The organism is Georgenia ruanii (assembly GCF_009193175.1).
GTDB lineage: Bacteria > Actinomycetota > Actinomycetes > Actinomycetales > Actinomycetaceae > Georgenia > Georgenia ruanii.
This window is the reverse complement of sequence record NZ_VUKE01000001.1, coordinates 541,503-557,782: the sequence shown is the minus strand read 5'-3', so window position 1 is coordinate 557,782 and position 16,280 is coordinate 541,503. Positions and strand designations below refer to the sequence as shown.

The window sequence follows — 16,280 nt, the reverse complement described above, 5'->3', positions numbered from 1 at the left end:
GGTGCAGTCTAGGCGCGCGGCCGGTGGCGCGGCGGGCAGGCGCCGGTCAGGCCCGCCCCTCTTCGTCGGTCGCGTCGGCCTCGCCCGTGAAGTCCCGCTGCGCGGCGGTGAGGTCCTCGTCCTCCGGCTCGACGCTGCTGCCCTCGTCGACGGCGAGGTCGTCGCCATCGGTGACGTGCATGGCGGCCTCCTCGGGCAGGAACCGGGCCCCGTCCACCCCGACGTCCTCGGCCAGGACGTCCTGCTCCTCGCCGACCTGGTCGGAGGGGTCGTCGTCGTCGGGCTCGGCGACGAGGCGGCCGACGCCGGCGTCGGCGACGTTGTCGGGGGCCGGCTCGCCCGTGGGCCCCGGCCCGGCGTAGGGCGAGGCCTCCGCGTCCGGCCGCTGCTCCTCCCACACCTCGGGCTCCTCGCGGGCGACCCGCTCGTCCAGCGTGTCGCCCGCCACGAGGTCCTCCTGGGTGAGGGGCTCGCCGGCCAGCGGGTCCTCGTCCGGCGGGTTGAGCCCCTCGTCCAGGACGTCGTCCGCGGGGGTGTCGAGGAGCATGTCCTCTTCGCCGGGCTGCCACGACTCGTCGGGCAGGAACTGGTCGCCGCCGGGGGAGCCTTCGGTGCTGGGGATCTCGGTGTTGCCGTCGGTGCTCATGCTGCCAGCGTGCCACCGGCCCCGGGGGCCCGCACCGGGAGGCCGGGCCGCCCGCCGGGCGGCCGCGCGGGTGCGCACCCGGGGCCGGCATGGCCGCGCCCGCCTGCCGAAATTGCGTGGACCGGCCCGGTCGCGGCGGGCGATGCTGGGGCCCGTGGCCCACCTCGACCTCGCCGGCATCGGCTACGACCTTCCCGACGGCCGCGGGCTGCTCGCCGACGTGTCGCTGCGGGTGGGGCCGGGCGAGCGCGTCGCGCTGGTCGGCCCCAACGGCGCGGGGAAGACGACGCTGGTGCGCATCGCCACCGGGGAGCTGGCCCCGCACCGCGGCGCCGTCGGCCGCGGCGGGTCCCTGGCCGTCATGGGCCAGCTGGTCGGGCGGACGGCGGACGAGCGCACCGTGCGCGACCTGCTCGTGGAGCACGCGCCGGACCGGTTGCGGGAGGTGGCCTCGCGCCTGGCCGCCGCCGAGCTCGCGATGATGACCGACGACGACGAGCCCGCCCAGCTGGCCTACGCCCAGGCGCTCGCGGACTGGGCGGACGTGGGCGGGTACGCCGCCGAGGCGGGCTGGGACGAGATCACCCAGGAGGTGCTCGCGCAGCCGTTCGAGCGGGCGCAGTGGCGCGCGGTGACGTCGCTGTCGGGCGGGGAGGCCAAGCGCCTCGTGCTCACCGCGCTGCTGCGCGGCCCGGCCGAGCTGCTCGTCCTCGACGAGCCGGACAACTCCCTCGACGTGCCGACCAAGCGCTGGCTCGAGGACCAGCTGCGCGCCACCGCCAAGGGGGTGCTGTTCGTCAGCCACGACCGCGAGCTGCTCTCCCGCACCGCCACGCACGTCGCCGCGCTCGAGCCCGGCCCCGCCGGCGCGACGGCGTGGGTGCACGGCGGCTCCTTCGCCACCTTCCCCGCCGCCCGGGCCGAGCGGATGAGCCGGCTGGAGGAGCTGCGTAGGCGGTGGGACGAGGAGCACGCCAAGCTGCGCCAGCTCGTCGTCATGTACAAGCAGAAGGCCGCCTACAACGCCGACATGGCCTCCCGGCTCCAGGCCGCTCGCACCCGGCTGGCCCGGTTCGAGGAGGCCGGCCCGCCCGAGGCGGTGGCGACCGAGCAGCAGGTGACCATGCGGCTGCGGGGCGGGCGCACCGGCCGGCGCGCCGTCGTCTGCGAGGCCCTCGCGCTGAGCGGGCTCACCCGGCCGTTCGACCTGGAGGTGTGGTTCGGCGAGCGGGTCGCCGTCCTCGGCGCCAACGGCACGGGCAAGTCCCACCTGCTGCGCCTGCTCGCCGCCGGCGGCACCGATCCCGGCCCCGAGCACCTGCCCGCCGACGGCCAGCCCGTGCCGCCCGTCGGCCACACCGGCGTCGCCCGCCTGGGGGCGCGGGTCCGGCCCGGCTGGTTCGCCCAGAGCCACCAGCGCCGCGACCTCACCGGGCGCACGCTGCTCGACGTGCTGCACCGCGGGGAGGGCGGCCGGGGCGGGATGGGCCGCGAGCACGCCGGCCGGGTGCTGGACCGCTACGACCTCGCCCACGCGGCGGATCAGCGGGTCGAGACCCTCTCCGGCGGGCAGCAGGCCCGGTTCCAGATCCTGCTGCTCGAGCTCTCCGGTGCCACGCTGCTCCTGCTCGACGAGCCGACGGACAACCTCGACCTGCACTCCGCGGAGGCGCTCGAGGCCGGCCTGGCGGCGTACGAGGGCACCGTGCTGGCCGTGACCCACGACCGCTGGTTCACCCGCGGCTTCGACCGGTTCCTCCATGTCGGCGCCGACGGCTCGGTCGTGGAGACCGCCGAGCCGGTGTGGGAGGACGACGGCGCCCGGGTCCGCTGAGCCGGAGCGGTCGGACGACGGCGCCCGGGTCCGCTGAGTCGGAGCGGTCGGACGACGGCGCCCGGGGCCGCTGAGCCCGCGTGGGAGGGCGACGGCACCCGGGACCGTGGAGCGGTGCGCCGGACGTGGCGGGTCTCACGCGCGAGTTCGGTCCGCAAAGTTTTGACCCCGTCGCTCGCCGCACAGTACCCTGGGACGTCGTTGTGCATCCCCATGCGCTCCCGGTGCTCCCACTCGCCGGCGCAGCGGCGCGGATGCGCGCAGCGAGCACCACATTGACCATGGGTTCCAGCGCCGCCATAGCTGTACCCGACGACAAGAACGCTGAAGAAACGAAGGCTACGCCCGTGCGCACGTACACACCGAAGCCCGGCGACGTCACGAAGAACTGGTACGTCATCGACGCTACCGACGTCGTCCTCGGCCGACTGGCGACCCAGGTCGCCGCCCTGCTCCGTGGGAAGCACAAGCCGACCTTCGCCCCGCACGTGGACAACGGCGACTTCGTCATCGTCATCAACGCTGACAAGGTCGCCCTCACCGGTAACAAGCTCGAGAAGAAGCTTGCGTACCGCCACTCCGGCTACCCGGGCGGGCTGAAGGCCACCAACTACGCCGAGCTCCTGGAGAAGAAGCCGGAGCGCGCCGTGGAGAAGGCGATTCGCGGCATGCTCCCGAAGAACTCCCTCGGCCGCGCCCAGCTCAGCAAGCTGAAGGTCTACCGCGGTGCGGAGCACCCGCACAGCGCGCAGAAGCCGCAGACCTTCGAGATCACCCAGGTCGCCCAGTAGCTCCGGCTGCCGGCACCGCAGGACAAGGACTGAAGGAGAACTGTGGCTGAGACCACTTCCGACATCGAGCTGGACGACGAGAACGTCCCCAGCAGCTACACGAGCGAGAGCGCCGCTCCCGCCGGCGGCCAGGGTCAGTCCCTGACCGCCCCCGGCCAGGCCCTCGGCCGCCGCAAGGAGGCCGTCGCCCGCGTGCGCCTCGTGCCCGGCACCGGGCAGTGGACGATCAACGGGCGCACGCTCGAGGACTACTTCCCGAACAAGCTGCACCAGCAGCTGGTGCGCTCGCCGTTCACCCTCCTGGACATCGACGGCCGCTTCGACGTCATCGCCCGCATCAGCGGCGGCGGCATCTCCGGCCAGGCCGGCGCGCTGCGCCTGGGCATCGCCCGCGCGCTCAACGAGATCGACCGTGAGTCGAACCGCCCGGCGCTGAAGAAGGCCGGGTTCCTCACCCGCGACGCCCGCGCCATCGAGCGCAAGAAGGCCGGTCTGAAGAAGGCCCGCAAGGCCCCGCAGTACTCCAAGCGCTGACCGGCGCTCCCACCGACGGCCCCGTCCCGCCTCGTGCGGACGGGGCCGTGGTGCGTCCGGGCGCCCCGCGGGCGTCCCGACCCACGTTCCGGACCAAGATGGTGCGCCAGAGGTGGCACCATGGATCCGGCTCGCGCGGGCCGGCCCAGCACCCGAGCCGGGCCAGCGCCCCGAGCAGACGCGACCGGCGTGACCGGCGCGCCGCCCGCCGGGCCCGGCCCCGGCGAGGCCCCGCCCCGTCGCCCACCACGGCACGCACCCGCAGCACAGGAGGACACCACATGGCACGGCTCTTCGGCACCGACGGCGTGCGAGGACTCGCCAACCGCGACGTCACCGCCGAGCTCGCGCTCGCCCTGGGCGCGTCGGCCGCGCGGGTGCTGACCGCGTCGGGCGACTTCGCCGAGCGCCGGCCGCGGGCCGTCATCGGCCGGGACACCCGCATCTCCGGGGAGTTCCTCTCCTCCGCCGTCGCCGCGGGCCTGGCCAGCGCGGGCGTGGACGTCACCCAGGTCGGGGTGCTGCCCACCCCCGGGGTGGCGCACCTGACCGCCAGCACCGACGTCGACCTCGGCGTCGTCATCTCCGCCTCGCACAACCCCATGCCGGACAACGGCATCAAGTTCTTCGCCCGCGGCGGGTTCAAGCTCGACGACGCCATCGAGGACCAGATCGAGGCCGGCCTCGCCGCGGACTGGGAGCGCCCGGTGGGCGGGGACGTCGGCCGGATCACCGTCGAGTCGGCGCTGGCCGACCGCAACTACATCGACCACCTCGTCGCGGCCGCCGGCACCGACCTGCGCGGGGTGCGCATCGCCGTGGACTGCGCCAACGGCGCCGCCAGCGACATCGCGCCGCTGGCCCTGCGCGAGGCGGGCGCCGACGTCGTCGTCATCAACGCCTCCCCGGACGGGCGCAACATCAACCGCGACTGCGGCTCGACCCACCCCGAGCAGCTCCAGGCCGTCACCGTCGCCTCCGGCGCGGCGTTCGGCGTGGCCTACGACGGCGACGCCGACCGGTGCCTCGCCGTCGACCACACCGGCGCCCTCGTCGACGGCGACCAGATCCTGGGGCTGCTCGCCACGGCCATGCAGGCCGACGGGACGCTCGCCGGCGACACCCTGGTCGTGACGGTGATGAGCAACCTCGGGCTGCTGCTGGCCATGAAGGAGGCCGGCATCGCCACGGTGCAGACCGGCGTGGGGGACCGGTACGTCCTCGAGGCGATGCGCGCCGGCGGGTACACCCTCGGCGGGGAGCAGTCCGGCCACATCATCAACGCCCAGCACGCCACCACCGGCGACGGCGTCCTCACCTCCCTGCTCCTCGCCGCGCAGGTGGTGCGCACCGGCCGCACGCTCGCCGACCTCGCCGCCGTCGTCACCCGGCTGCCGCAGGTCCTCGTCAACGTCGCCGGGGTGGACAAGAACCGCGCCGCCAGCGACGAGGGGCTGGCCGACGCCGTCGCCGCCGTCGAGGCCGAGCTGGGCGAGACGGGCCGGGTGCTGCTGCGCCCCTCCGGCACCGAGCCGCTCGTGCGCGTGATGGTCGAGGCCGGCACGCAGGAGGAGGCCGACTCCGCCGCGCACCGGCTCGCCGGGGTGGTGCGCGACCGGCTGGCCCTGTGACGCCCGGCCGGCCGGCCCCCTCGCACCCCTGACGAACCCCCCCCGGCCGGACCAGGGACGGCTCGGGGACGACCCCCATCCCGCGGCTCGGTGCCGTGACGTACCGTTGGTGGCAGGCGCCATCGCGGCGCTGGCGCCGCCGGGCGTCGGACCCGAGGAGCCGACTTGCACGAGGCCATGACCGTGATCCAGGACGCCGTCCTCGGGCTGGCGGGGTCGCCGTGGATCCTTCTGGCCGTCGTGATCCTGGCCACCATCGACGGGTTCTTCCCGCCGGTGCCGAGCGAGTCGGTCATCATCGCCGTCGCCGTGCTGGCCGTCGCCGGTGACGGGCCGAGCCTCTGGCTGCTGATCCTCGCCGGCGCGGTGGGCGCGTTCTGCGGCGACGTCATCGCCTACACGATCGGCACGAAGCTCCCGATCGACAGACTCCGGCTGTTCTCCTCGCGCCGCGGCCAGGCGACCCTGCGGTGGGCCAAGCACGCCCTCGCCCGGCGCGGCACCGTCTTCATCCTCTCGGCCCGGTTCGTGCCCATCGGGCGGGTGGCGGTGAACATGACGGCCGGGGCGGTGGGCTACCCGCGGCGCCGGTTCGTGGTCATCGTCGCCGTCGCCGCCCTGATGTGGGGCAGCTACTCCACGGTGCTGGGGATGAGCGCCGGGGTCTTCCTCCACGACCACCCGCTGGTGGGCGTCGCCGTCGGGGTGGTCGGCGGCGTGTTCGTGGGGCTGGGCGTGGACAAGCTGCTCGGGGTGGTCCAGCGCCGGTGGTTCCCGACGGTGCCCACCCCCGAGGAGATCCTGGAGCAGGACCTGCCCGCGCCCGGCACCGAGCCGGCCCCTGCCCCGGCGGTCCCGGTGCCGTCGCCGGCCCAGGCGACGTCGGCGGACGAGGCGGCCCGGGGGCCGGAGGCCGGCCCCCGGCAGGCCCGCCCCCGGGAGACCCGCCACCGGGAGCCCCGCCCCACCGAGGCTCCGCGCGCCGGCGACGACGGCTGGGAGCTGCGCGGCACGGGCCCGGCGGCGGCCGACGCCTGAGGGGCCCTACAGCTTGCGCAGCCGCATCCGGTGCATGCTGTGGTCGGCCGACTTGGTCAGCACCAGCGTGGCCCGCCCGCGCGTCGGCAGGATGTTCTGGGCGAGGTTGGGGGCGTTGATGGCGTCCCAGATGGACTCGGCCCTGGCCACCGCGGCGGCGTCGTCGAGGTCGGCGTACTTGCGGAAGTAGGAGCTCGGCTGCGAGAACGCGGTGCGGCGCAGCTTGAGGAACCGGTCGACGTACCACCGCTTGACGTCGGCCGTGCGGGCGTCGACGTAGATGGAGAAGTCGAAGAAGTCGCTCACCGCCAGGGAGGACGTGCCGTCCGCCCGGGCCCGCGCCGGCTGCAGGACGTTGAGGCCCTCGACGATGAGGACGTCGGGCCGGTGCACCACCTGGTGCTGGCCCGGGACGATGTCGTAGCCCACGTGGTCGTACAGCGGCGCCGCGACCTCCGCGGCGCCGCCCTTGACCGCGGCCACGAAGCGCAGCAGCGCCCGCCGGTCGTAGGACTCCGGGAAGCCCTTGCGCTCGAGCAGGCCCCGCCGCTCCAGCTCGGCGTTGGGGTAGAGGAACCCGTCGGTGGTGACGAGCTCCACGCGCGGGGTCTGCGGCCAGCGGCGCAGCAGCTCGCGCAGCAGCCGGGCCGTGGAGGACTTCCCCACGGCCACCGACCCGGCCACCCCGATGACGTAGGGGGTGCGGGTGGCCCGCTCGCCGAGGAACGTCGAGGTCGCCTGGTGCAGCGCCCGGGTGGCGGCCGCGTACAGCTGGAGCAGGCCCGACAGCGGCCGGTAGACGACGTCCACCTCGGCCAGGTCCAGCGGGTCGCCCAGCCCGCGGAGGTTGACGACGTCGGCGTCGGTCAGCGGCAGCGGCGTGGTGGCGGCCAGCCGGCTCCAGGCGTCCCGGTCGAACTCGACGAACGGGGAGGTGGCGACGGCGCGGGATGGGGCGGGCACGGCCCTTAGTGTGGCGTACCCGCAGGCGTGCGGGCGACGACGGCCGTCCATCGGCCCGTCCGGAATCCCGGGCCCACGGGCGTGAGCCCGATCATGGCGGCGCCCCGCCGCCCGCCAGTTATCCTGACGCGCATGTGTGGAATCGTCGGGTACGTGGGCTCCGCCGCCCCCAGCAACCGTCCGCTCGAGGTGGCCATGGAGGGCCTGGCCCGCCTGGAGTACCGCGGGTACGACTCGGCGGGCGTCGCCGTCGTCACCCCCGACGGCCTCGCCAGTGCCAAGCGCGCCGGCAAGCTGAGCAACCTGCGCGAGGCGCTCGAGACCGCCCCGCTGCCCGCCGGCACCGTGGCCATCGGGCACACCCGCTGGGCCACCCACGGCGCGCCCACCGACCTCAACGCCCACCCGCACCTGAGCGAGGACGGCCGCCTCGCCGTCATCCACAACGGCATCATCGAGAACTTCCAGACCCTCAAGGTCGAGCTGCTCGACGCCGGGGTGAGCTTCCAGTCCGAGACCGACACCGAGGTCGTCGCGCACCTGCTCGCCCGCGCGTACGCCGAGAGCGAGGACCTCACCGCGGCGATGCTCGCCGTCACCCGCCGGCTCGAGGGCGCCTACACCCTGCTGGCCGTGCACGCCGCCGAGCCGGGCACCGTCGTCGGCGCCCGCCGCAACTCCCCGCTGGTCATCGGCCTGGGCGACGGCGAGAACTTCCTCGGCTCCGACGTCGCCGCCTTCATCTCCCACACCCGCGAGGCGCTGGAGATGGGCCAGGACCAGGTGGTCACCATCACCGCCGACGACGTGCGCGTGGTCGACGCCGACGGCAACCCCGCCGAGGGGCGCCGCTTCACCGTGGACTGGGACGCCAACGCCGCGGTCAAGGGCGGCTTCGGGACCTTCATGGAGAAGGAGATCCACGACCAGCCCAAGGCGGTGGCCGACACCCTCCTCGGGCGCACCGACGGGCAGGGCAACCTCGTCCTCGACGAGCTGCGCATCGACGAGGCCGTGCTGCGCAGCGTCGACAAGATCATCGTCATCGCCTGCGGCACCGCCGCCTACGCCGGGCACGTGGCCAAGTACGCCGTCGAGCACTGGTGCCGCATCCCGGTCGAGGTCGAGCTCGCGCACGAGTTCCGCTACCGCGACCCGGTGGTGAGCGAGAAGACCCTCGTCGTGGCCATCTCCCAGTCCGGGGAGACCATGGACACGATCATGGCCGTGCGCCACGCCCGCGAGCAGGGCGCGAAGGTGCTCGCCGTCGTCAACACCCACGGCTCGACCATCCCGCGCGAGTCCGACGCGGTGCTGTACACCCACGCCGGGCCCGAGGTCGCCGTCGCCTCCACCAAGGCCTTCCTCGCCCAGATCACCGCCTGCTACCTGCTCGGGCTCTACCTCGCCCAGCTGCGCGGGAACAAGTTCCCCGACGAGGTGGCCGGCTACCTCGAGGAGCTGGGCAAGCTGCCCGAGAAGATCCAGCACGTCATCGACCACGCCGACGAGGTCCGCGCGGTCGCCGAGGCGATGAAGGACGCCTCCTCCGTGCTCTTCCTCGGCCGGCACGTGGGCTACCCCGTGGCCCTCGAGGGGGCGCTGAAGCTCAAGGAGCTCGCCTACATCCACGCCGAGGGCTTCGCCGCGGGCGAGCTCAAGCACGGCCCGATCGCGCTGATCGAGGAGGGCCAGCCGGTCTTCTTCATCGTCCCGACCCCGCGGCGCCCCGTGCTGCACAACAAGGTCGTCTCCAACATCCAGGAGGTCCGCGCCCGCGGCGCGCGCACCCTGGTCATCGCGGAGGAGGGCGACGAGGCGGTCAACGAGTTCGCCGACGTCGTCTTCCGCGTCCCGCGCACCCCGACGCTGATGATGCCGCTGGTCACCGTGGTGCCGCTGCAGATCTTCGCCTGCGCGCTCGCCGGCGCGAAGGGCTACGACGTCGACCAGCCGCGCAACCTCGCCAAGTCCGTCACGGTCGAGTGAGCGCCCACGACGCCGGGCGGGGGCGGCGATGATCGTCGCGGTCGGCGTCGACGTGTGCGACGTGGCCCGGTTCGTCGCCGAGCTCGCGCGCGTCCCGCGGCTGCGCGAGCGGATCTTCACCCCCGAGGAGCGCGACCTGCCCGACGCCTCCCTGGCGGCGCGGTTCGCCGCCAAGGAGGCCATCGCCAAGGCCCTCGGCGCCCCGCCGGGGATGCGGTGGCACGACTGCACCGTCCACCGCATCGCCGGGTCGGCGCCGGTGGTGGAGATCCGCGGCACGGTGGCCGCCCGCGCGGCGGCGCTCGGCATCACCCGCTGGCACCTGTCCATCACCCACGACGGCGGCATCGCCTCGGCCATGGTGGTGGCCGAAGGTCCGGACGTTCCCCGCGAATAACGCCCATCGGACGGCCGGATCGGGCGCGGCGGGGCACGATGGGGCCATGATCCGCGCGCACACCGTCGCCGCCGTCCGCGAGGCCGAGGCTCCCCGCCTGACCGCCGGGGAGCCGCTGATGGCCCGGGCCGCCTTCGCCCTCGCCACCCGGGTCGCCGCCGAGCTGCGCGAGCGCGGCCACCGCGTCAGCGGCTCGGTGGTGCTGCTCCTGGTCGGCGGGGGCAACAACGGCGGCGACGCCCTGTTCGCCGGCACCCACCTGGCCCGCCGCGGGTGCCAGGTGCACGCGGCGCTGCTCGGCGAGCGCCCGCCCGCGGCGGGCCTGGCCGCCGCCCGGGCCGCGGGGGTGCGCGTGCACGAGGTGCTCGCCGCGCCGGACGTGCCCGGCGCCGTCGTCGCCCTCGCCCGGGCCGCCGGGGTCTGGGTGGACGGGCTGACCGGGATCGGGGCCCGCGGCCCGCTGCGCGCGCCGCTGACCGCGGTGGTCGGCGCGCTCGCGGCCGAGAAGGCCGCCTCCCCGGACGAGCCGGTGGTGGTGGCCGTGGACGTGCCCAGCGGCATCGGCGTCGACGACGGCGCCCTGCCGGGCCCGGTGCTGCCCGCCGACGTCACGGTGACCATGGGGACCGCCAAGCCGGGCCTGCTGCTGCCCCCGGCCGCCGCGGTGGCCGGCCGGGTCGAGGTGGTCGACCTCGGCCTCGACGGCGACCTCGCCGCCGCGGCGCCCGCCGTGTGCCGGCTCGCCCCGGCCGACGTCGCCGACCTGTGGCCGGTGCCCGGGCCCGCCGACCAGAAGTACACCCGCGGCGTGCTGGGGGTGGTCGCCGGCTCGCAGGCCTTCCCCGGCGCCGCGGTCCTCGCCGTCGCCGGCGCCGTGGGCGCCGGGCTCGGCATGGTGCGCTACCGCGGCCCGGAGGTGCCCACCGGGCTGGTGCACGCCCGCCACCCCGAGGTGGTCGCCGCCCCCGGCCGGGTCCAGGCCTGGGTCATCGGGTCGGGCATCGACCCCGACGACGCCGCCCGCACCCAGGCCATGGAGGAGAGCCTGGCCGCCGCCCTGGCCGCCCGCCTGCCGGTGGCGCTCGACGCCGGCGGGCTCAGCCTCGTGCACGACGACGGCCACCCCGACCTGCCCGCCACCGTGGTGCTCACCCCGCACGCCGGCGAGCTGGCCACGCTGCTCACCGCCCGCGGGGAGGAGGTCACCCGGGCGGACGTCGAGGCGGCCCCCGCCCGGCACGCCCGCCTCGCCGCGGAGATCACCGGCGCCACCGTGCTGCTCAAGGGTGCGGCGACGGTCGTGGCCGCCCCGGACGGGCCGCTGTACGCCCAGGCCGACGCCACCCCCTGGCTGGCCACGGCGGGCGCCGGGGACGTCCTCGCCGGCGTCCTCGGCGCGCTGCTGGCCGGCTACGGCGACGCGATCGCCGCCGACGAGGAGGGCCGGCTGACCGCCCTGCCCGCGCGCCTGGCCGCCGCCGCCGCCCTCGTGCACGGCCGGGCGGCGCGCCGCGCCGCCGGGCAGGGCCCGGACGGGTCCGGGCCCGGCGCCCCGATCACCGCCCAGGACGTCGCGGCCGCGCTGCCGGGCGCCGTCGGGGCGCTGCTGCGCTGAGCGGCCGGGCCCAGGTGGGAGACTGAGGGGCGTGAGCCTGCCCGAGACCGCCACGCGCCCCGCCGGGGTGCACGTCCACCCGGCGCGCGCCGTCGTCGACCTGGGCGCCATCGCCGACAACGTCGGCGTGCTGCGCGCCGCGGCGCCCGAGGCCGCGGTGATGGCCGTGGTCAAGGCCGACGCGTACGGGCACGGGCTGCTGCCGGTGGCCCGCGCCGCGCTGGCCGGCGGGGCGACCTGGCTCGGCGTCGCCCAGCTCGCCGAGGCGCTGGAGCTGCGCGCCGGGCTGGACGCCGACGGTGCGGACGCCGCGGCCGCGCACCCGCCCATCCTCAGCTGGATCTTCGCCCCCGGCGCCCCGCTCGCCCGCGCGCTCGAGGCCGACATCGACCTCTCCGCCGGCGCGCCGTGGGCGGTGGCGGAGATCGCCGCCGCCGCCCGGGCCACCGGCCGCACCGCCCGCGTCCACCTCGAGGTGGACACCGGCATGGGGCGCGGCGGCGCGCGGCCGGAGGCCTTCGGCGCGCTGGTGGCCGCCGCGGCCGCCGCGCAGGCCGAGGGCAGCATGGACGTCGTGGGCGTGTGGTCCCACCTGGCCTGCGCCGACGAGCCGGAGCACCCCGCCACCGGGCGGCAGGTGGAGGTCTTCACCGAGATGCTGGACCAGGCCGAGCGGGCCGGGCTGCGCCCGCGGGTGCGCCACCTCGCCGCCTCCGCCGGCACCCTGTTCCACCCGGCCACGCACTTCGACCTCGTGCGCCCGGGCATCGCCGTCTACGGCCTGTCCCCGGCCCCCGCCGTCGCCTCCTCGGCGGCGCTGGGCCTGCGCCCGGCGATGACCCTCGAGGCCCGCCTCACGGTCGTCAAGGCGGCCCCCGCCGGCACGCCGCTGTCCTACGGGCACACGGCGGTGACCACGACCGACACCCACCTGGGCGTCGTGCCGCTCGGCTACGGCGACGGGATCCCCCGCGCCGCCTCCGGCCTCGGCCCCGTCGCGGTGGCCGGCCGGCGCTACCACATCGCCGGGCGGGTGTGCATGGACCAGGTCATCCTCGACCTCGGACCCGAGAGCACCGACGTGGCGGTGGGCGACACCGCCGTGCTCTTCGGCGACGGCCGGGACGGCACGCCGACGGCGGACGACTGGGCCGCCGTCGTGGGCACCATCAACTACGAGATCGTCACCCGGCTGGGCTCGCGCGTGCCGCGGGTGCACGTGCCGGCCGGGCGGGAGGACGCATGACCGACCTGACCCTCACCGTCGCCGACGCCGACGCCACCCGGGCGCTGGGCACCCGCCTGGCCGGGCTGCTGCGCGCGGGGGACCTCGTGCTGCTCAGCGGCCCGCTCGGGGCGGGCAAGACCACCCTGACCCAGGGCATCGGCACCGGGCTGGGCGTGCGCGGCCAGGTCGCCTCCCCGACCTTCATCATCGCCCGCGTCCACCCCGCGCTCGGCGCCGGGCCCGACCTCGTGCACGTCGACGCCTACCGCCTCGGCTCCCTGGAGGAGGTCGACGCGCTCGACCTCGACACCTCCCTGGAGGAGTCGGTGACCGTGGTGGAGTGGGGCGAGGGCAAGGTCGAGGCCCTGGCCGAGGACCGGCTCGAGGTCGAGGTGCGCCGCCCGCGCGGCGGGGCGGCGGCCGAGGCCCCGGTCGCCGCGCTCGCCGGGTCGAGCCCGCGCGAGGTGCTCGTGCGCGGCGTGGGGCCGCGGTGGGCCGACGTCGACCTGCCCGGCGCCCTGGATCCGCGGTGAGGGCTGCCGCCTCCGCGGCCGTGGCGGCCCTCGCCGTCGCGGCGGGGCTGGTGCTCGGCCCCGCCGGTCCCGCCCAGGCCGCGCGCGACGACGACGCCGCGACCAGCACCCCCGCGCCGGCCGTCGGGCCCGGCGTCCCGGCCGAGGTGGCCGAGTGGTTCCGGGCCGAGGGGCCCAACGCCGTCATCGCCGGCGCCGCCCAGCTGCCCGAGCTGACGCCGCAGCAGCGCGGCGAGGTGCGCGTCGGCCCGGTGCGCACCGTGATGACGTGGTCCGAGGGGCTGCTGGCGGGCACCGACCTCACCCCCGCCGTCCAGCCCGCCAGCCCCGAGCAGTGGGCGGCCCCGCTCGAGCTGGGCGAGGCGGCCGTGGGCGTCCTCCTCGCCGGCCGGGAGGGGGCGGGCCGGCAGCTGCACGCCGAGGTCCGCGGCGACGCCGCCCTGGGGGAGGCGGTCCGCGGCCTCGACCTGGCCACCCCGCTGGTGCACGACGAGCCGCTCGACGGGTGGTTCGCCGTCGGCGACGGCGAGGTCCGCCCGCTCGACGCCGCCGCCCGCGACGCCCTCGCCGGCGCCGTGCCGGTGGAGGTCTACCAGCCGCTGGTGGCCCAGCGCTACGAGCGCTACCACCAGGCGGCCAGCGCCGAGCCCGGCTCGGCCGCCGAGCAGGCCCGGGCGGGCGGCAGCGGCGCGGTCGTGTGGGTGGCCGGTGTCGTCGTGGTGCTGCTGGTGTGGGCCGGCGTGATCGTGTGGCTGCGCCGGCCCGAGGACGCCGGGCGCGGCGTCCGGGCGCGCGAGCGGCACCCCCGGCGCGCGACGCGGCGCTGACCGGACCGGCGGCCCCGCACGGCACCGCACTACCCTGGCGGGGTGCGGATCTTGTGCATCGATACCTCCAGCGGCAGCGCCGTGGCCCTCGTCGACGCCCCGGCCACCGGGCCGACGACCCTCCTGCGGGCGGCGCACAGCGCCGACCCCCGCCGGCACGCCGAGACCCTCGGCCCGCTCGTCCAGGACGTCATGACCGCCGGCTCGCACGCCGACGCGATCGCCGTCGGCACCGGCCCGGCGCCGTTCACCGGGCTGCGGGTGGGCCTGGTCACCGCCGCCGCGCTGGGCCGGGCCCGCGCCGTCCCCGTGCACGGCGTCAGCTCCCTCGACGTCCTCGCCCGCCAGGCGCTCGACGCGCGGCCGGACGCCGAGGTGCTCGTGGCCACCGACGCCCGCCGCCGGGAGGTCTACTGGGCCCGCTATCGGGCGCTGGGCGCCGACGACGTCGAGCGGCTGGCCGGGCCCGAGGTGGCCCGCGCGGCGGTCGCCGCCGAGGCGGCCGCCGGCGCGCTCGTCGCCGGCGCGGGCGCCGCCCTGTACCCCGCCGACCTGCCCGCCACCGCCGGCCTGCCCGCCGTGCTCGACCCCGCCGTCCTCGCGCGGCTGGTGCGCGCCCGCCTGGCGCGCCGGGAGCACGGCGCGGAGGTCGAGCTCGGCACCGAGCCGCGCTACCTGCGCCGCCCCGACGTGCACGTGGCGGCGGCGCCCAAGCGCGCCACCGCATGAGCGCCCCGGCCCGGCTGCGCCCGCTCACGGCCGCCGACCTGGACCGGGTGCTCGCCCTCGAGCCCCAGCTCTTCGGCCGCGGCGCGTGGAGCCGGCGGGTCTACGACGAGGAGCTGGTCACCGCGGGCCGCACCTACCTCGCCGCGGTCGTCGACGACGGCCCCGGCGAGCTGCTGGTGGGCTGGGCGGGCCTGGCCGCGGGGGAGGAGGCGCAGGTGATGACCATCGGCGTCGCGCCCGGCTACCGCCGCCGCGGCATCGCCACCCAGCTGCTCGGCGCCCTCCTCGACCTCGCCCGCGGGCAGGGCGCGCGCAGCGTGCTGCTGGAGGTGCGCGCCTCCGACGACGGCGCCCAGGCGCTCTACGCCCGCGCCGGCTTCGTCCCCATCGGCCGGCGGCGCCACTACTACGTCGCCGAGGGGGAGGACGCCATCGTCATGCGCGCCGAGCTGCGCCGCGGCCCCGGCCCGGTCGGCAGCGAGCAGGCGGGCGGACGATGACCCGCCAGGACGTGCTCGTCACGCCCGGGGAGCTGGCCGCCGAGCTCGCCGGCCCCCGCCCGCCCGTGCTGCTCGACGTGCGCTGGGCGCTGGGCGCCCCGCACGGGCGGGCCGCCTACCGCACCGGCCACCTGCCCGGCGCGGTGTTCGTCGACCTCGAGGCCGAGCTCGCCGCCGCGCCCTCGCCCGCCGCGGGCCGGCACCCGCTGCCCGCCCCGGCCGACCTCCAGGCCGCCGCGCGCCGCTGGGGTGTCCGCGACGGCGACCGGGTGGTCGCCTACGACGCCGTCGGCGGCACCTCCGCGGCCCGCGCCTGGTGGCTGCTGCGCTGGGCCGGCCTCGCCGACGTCCGGCTCCTCGACGGCGGCCTGGCCGCCTGGCAGGACGCCGGACTGGCGGTGGAGACCGGCGAGGTCCGCCCCGCCGAGGGCGACGTGGTCCTGCCGCTGGTGGCGTCCGGCGCCGCGGCGATGCCCACGGTCGACGCCGACGGCGCCGCCGCCTGGCCGGCCACCGGCGTGCTGCTCGACGCCCGGGCGGGGGAGCGGTTCCGCGGCGAGGTGGAGCCGGTGGACCCGCGGGCCGGCCACGTGCCCGGCGCCCGCAGCGCCCCGACCACCGAGAACCTCACGCCCGCGGGCACCTTCCGCCCGGCGGCGGAGCTCCGCGCGCGCTTCGCGGCCCTGGGCGTCGGCGGCGACGCCCCCGTCGCGGTCTACTGCGGCTCGGGCGTCACCGCCGCCCACCAGGTGGCCGCCCTGGCCAGCCTCGGGGTGCCGGCCGCGCTCTACCCCGGCTCCTGGTCGCAGTGGTCCGCCGACCCCGCCCGCCCGGCGGCCACCGGCGGCGGGTGACCGTCCGGGAAACGCGCACCCGGTCGGAACGTGGTCGCCACGAGCGCCCCTCGAGCCCCCTGGTGCCAGCCCAGCGAACACTCGTCTAATGAGCGAACACATCGGACGATGCCCGCGTCGCGCCCGCCAGGGCCCGGCGGGCGGGGCGGGGCGGGCGGCGCCGCGCCACCG

The 16,280-nt window shown here is 76.9% G+C and carries 16 protein-coding genes; 14 read left to right on the top strand and 2 right to left on the bottom strand.

What is annotated here, in order from left to right; translation table 11 throughout:
- Positions 1-46: 46 nt before the first annotated feature.
- Positions 47-646 carry a DUF5709 domain-containing protein gene (locus GD880_RS02580; RefSeq protein WP_152230040.1) on the bottom strand — a complete coding sequence of 200 codons (600 nt, stop codon included), beginning with the start codon at positions 644-646 and terminating at the stop codon, positions 47-49.
- 154 nt (positions 647-800) lie between these two features.
- Here GD880_RS02580 and GD880_RS02575 point away from each other — a divergent pair, with 154 nt between their 5' ends.
- From GD880_RS02575 to GD880_RS02555, 5 genes are all read left to right on the top strand, one after another.
- Entirely contained in the window at positions 801-2,480 is a 1,680-nt protein-coding gene (locus GD880_RS02575; RefSeq protein WP_152230039.1) for an ATP-binding cassette domain-containing protein, read from the top strand.
- Positions 2,481-2,827: 347 nt separating this feature from the next.
- Positions 2,828-3,271 carry a 50S ribosomal protein L13 gene (rplM, locus tag GD880_RS02570; protein WP_152230038.1) on the top strand — a complete coding sequence of 148 codons (444 nt, stop codon included), beginning with the start codon at positions 2,828-2,830 and terminating at the stop codon, positions 3,269-3,271.
- Between the two features lie 42 nt (positions 3,272-3,313).
- Positions 3,314-3,805 (top strand): 30S ribosomal protein S9, encoded by a 492-nt coding sequence (gene rpsI / locus GD880_RS02565; protein WP_152230037.1) that lies wholly within the window; start codon positions 3,314-3,316, stop codon positions 3,803-3,805.
- A 281-nt stretch (positions 3,806-4,086) separates the two neighbouring features.
- Positions 4,087-5,436 carry a phosphoglucosamine mutase gene (gene glmM, locus GD880_RS02560; protein WP_152230036.1) on the top strand — a complete coding sequence of 450 codons (1,350 nt, stop codon included), beginning with the start codon at positions 4,087-4,089 and terminating at the stop codon, positions 5,434-5,436.
- A 165-nt stretch (positions 5,437-5,601) separates the two neighbouring features.
- Complete coding sequence (locus GD880_RS02555) at positions 5,602-6,474, top strand: DedA family protein (protein ID WP_152230035.1); 873 nt, start codon at positions 5,602-5,604, stop codon at positions 6,472-6,474.
- Between the two features lie 6 nt (positions 6,475-6,480).
- On the opposite strand, the gene coaA is transcribed toward GD880_RS02555, so the two are convergent.
- A complete protein-coding gene (gene coaA, locus GD880_RS02550; RefSeq protein ID WP_152230034.1) occupies positions 6,481-7,488 on the bottom strand; it encodes a type I pantothenate kinase in 1,008 nt (335 codons plus the stop codon).
- 81 nt (positions 7,489-7,569) lie between these two features.
- Between coaA and glmS the strand changes: the two genes are divergently transcribed.
- The 9 genes from glmS to GD880_RS02505 are packed head-to-tail and all read left to right on the top strand — an operon-like array spanning position 7,570 to position 16,109.
- A complete protein-coding gene (glmS, locus tag GD880_RS02545) occupies positions 7,570-9,426 on the top strand; it encodes a glutamine--fructose-6-phosphate transaminase (isomerizing) (protein WP_152230033.1) in 1,857 nt (618 codons plus the stop codon).
- Positions 9,427-9,454: 28 nt separating this feature from the next.
- The gene (locus tag GD880_RS02540; RefSeq protein ID WP_152230032.1) at positions 9,455-9,823 is read left to right on the top strand and encodes a holo-ACP synthase; all 369 of its coding nucleotides are present in this window, start codon (positions 9,455-9,457) and stop codon (positions 9,821-9,823) included.
- A 46-nt stretch (positions 9,824-9,869) separates the two neighbouring features.
- Positions 9,870-11,438: a bifunctional ADP-dependent NAD(P)H-hydrate dehydratase/NAD(P)H-hydrate epimerase gene (locus GD880_RS02535; protein ID WP_152230031.1), complete on the top strand. Its 1,569-nt coding sequence runs from the start codon at positions 9,870-9,872 to the stop codon at positions 11,436-11,438.
- Positions 11,439-11,469: 31 nt separating this feature from the next.
- Complete coding sequence (alr, locus tag GD880_RS02530) at positions 11,470-12,684, top strand: alanine racemase (protein WP_405002712.1); 1,215 nt, start codon at positions 11,470-11,472, stop codon at positions 12,682-12,684.
- Positions 12,681-13,199: a tRNA (adenosine(37)-N6)-threonylcarbamoyltransferase complex ATPase subunit type 1 TsaE gene (gene tsaE / locus GD880_RS02525; RefSeq protein ID WP_152230030.1), complete on the top strand. Its 519-nt coding sequence runs from the start codon at positions 12,681-12,683 to the stop codon at positions 13,197-13,199. The genes alr and tsaE overlap by 4 nt, the downstream gene beginning before the upstream one ends.
- Positions 13,196-14,026 (top strand): hypothetical protein, encoded by an 831-nt coding sequence (locus GD880_RS02520; RefSeq protein WP_152230029.1) that lies wholly within the window; start codon positions 13,196-13,198, stop codon positions 14,024-14,026. Before tsaE ends, GD880_RS02520 begins: the two co-directional genes overlap by 4 nt.
- Positions 14,027-14,068: 42 nt before the next feature.
- Positions 14,069-14,755, top strand: coding sequence for a tRNA (adenosine(37)-N6)-threonylcarbamoyltransferase complex dimerization subunit type 1 TsaB (tsaB, locus tag GD880_RS02515; protein ID WP_152230028.1), 687 nt, complete (start codon positions 14,069-14,071; stop codon positions 14,753-14,755).
- Positions 14,752-15,255 carry a ribosomal protein S18-alanine N-acetyltransferase gene (rimI, locus tag GD880_RS02510; protein WP_152230027.1) on the top strand — a complete coding sequence of 168 codons (504 nt, stop codon included), beginning with the start codon at positions 14,752-14,754 and terminating at the stop codon, positions 15,253-15,255. The genes tsaB and rimI overlap by 4 nt, the downstream gene beginning before the upstream one ends.
- Positions 15,252-16,109 carry a sulfurtransferase gene (locus tag GD880_RS02505; RefSeq protein ID WP_152230026.1) on the top strand — a complete coding sequence of 286 codons (858 nt, stop codon included), beginning with the start codon at positions 15,252-15,254 and terminating at the stop codon, positions 16,107-16,109. The genes rimI and GD880_RS02505 overlap by 4 nt, the downstream gene beginning before the upstream one ends.
- Positions 16,110-16,280: the final 171 nt, after the last annotated feature.

Excerpts from the sequence above, each read along its gene's own strand:
- GD880_RS02580 (WP_152230040.1), bottom strand. The coding sequence starts at position 646 with ATGAGCACCGACGGCAACACCGAGATCCCCAGCACCGAAGGCTCCCCC.
- glmM (WP_152230036.1), top strand. The coding sequence starts at position 4,087 with ATGGCACGGCTCTTCGGCACCGACGGCGTGCGAGGACTCGCCAACCGC.
- coaA (WP_152230034.1), bottom strand. The coding sequence starts at position 7,488 with ATGGACGGCCGTCGTCGCCCGCACGCCTGCGGGTACGCCACACTAAGG.
- glmS (WP_152230033.1), top strand. The coding sequence starts at position 7,570 with ATGTGTGGAATCGTCGGGTACGTGGGCTCCGCCGCCCCCAGCAACCGT.
- GD880_RS02540 (WP_152230032.1), top strand. The coding sequence starts at position 9,455 with ATGATCGTCGCGGTCGGCGTCGACGTGTGCGACGTGGCCCGGTTCGTC.
- GD880_RS02535 (WP_152230031.1), top strand. The coding sequence starts at position 9,870 with ATGATCCGCGCGCACACCGTCGCCGCCGTCCGCGAGGCCGAGGCTCCC.
- tsaE (WP_152230030.1), top strand. The coding sequence starts at position 12,681 with ATGACCGACCTGACCCTCACCGTCGCCGACGCCGACGCCACCCGGGCG.
- rimI (WP_152230027.1), top strand. The coding sequence starts at position 14,752 with ATGAGCGCCCCGGCCCGGCTGCGCCCGCTCACGGCCGCCGACCTGGAC.
- GD880_RS02505 (WP_152230026.1), top strand. The coding sequence starts at position 15,252 with ATGACCCGCCAGGACGTGCTCGTCACGCCCGGGGAGCTGGCCGCCGAG.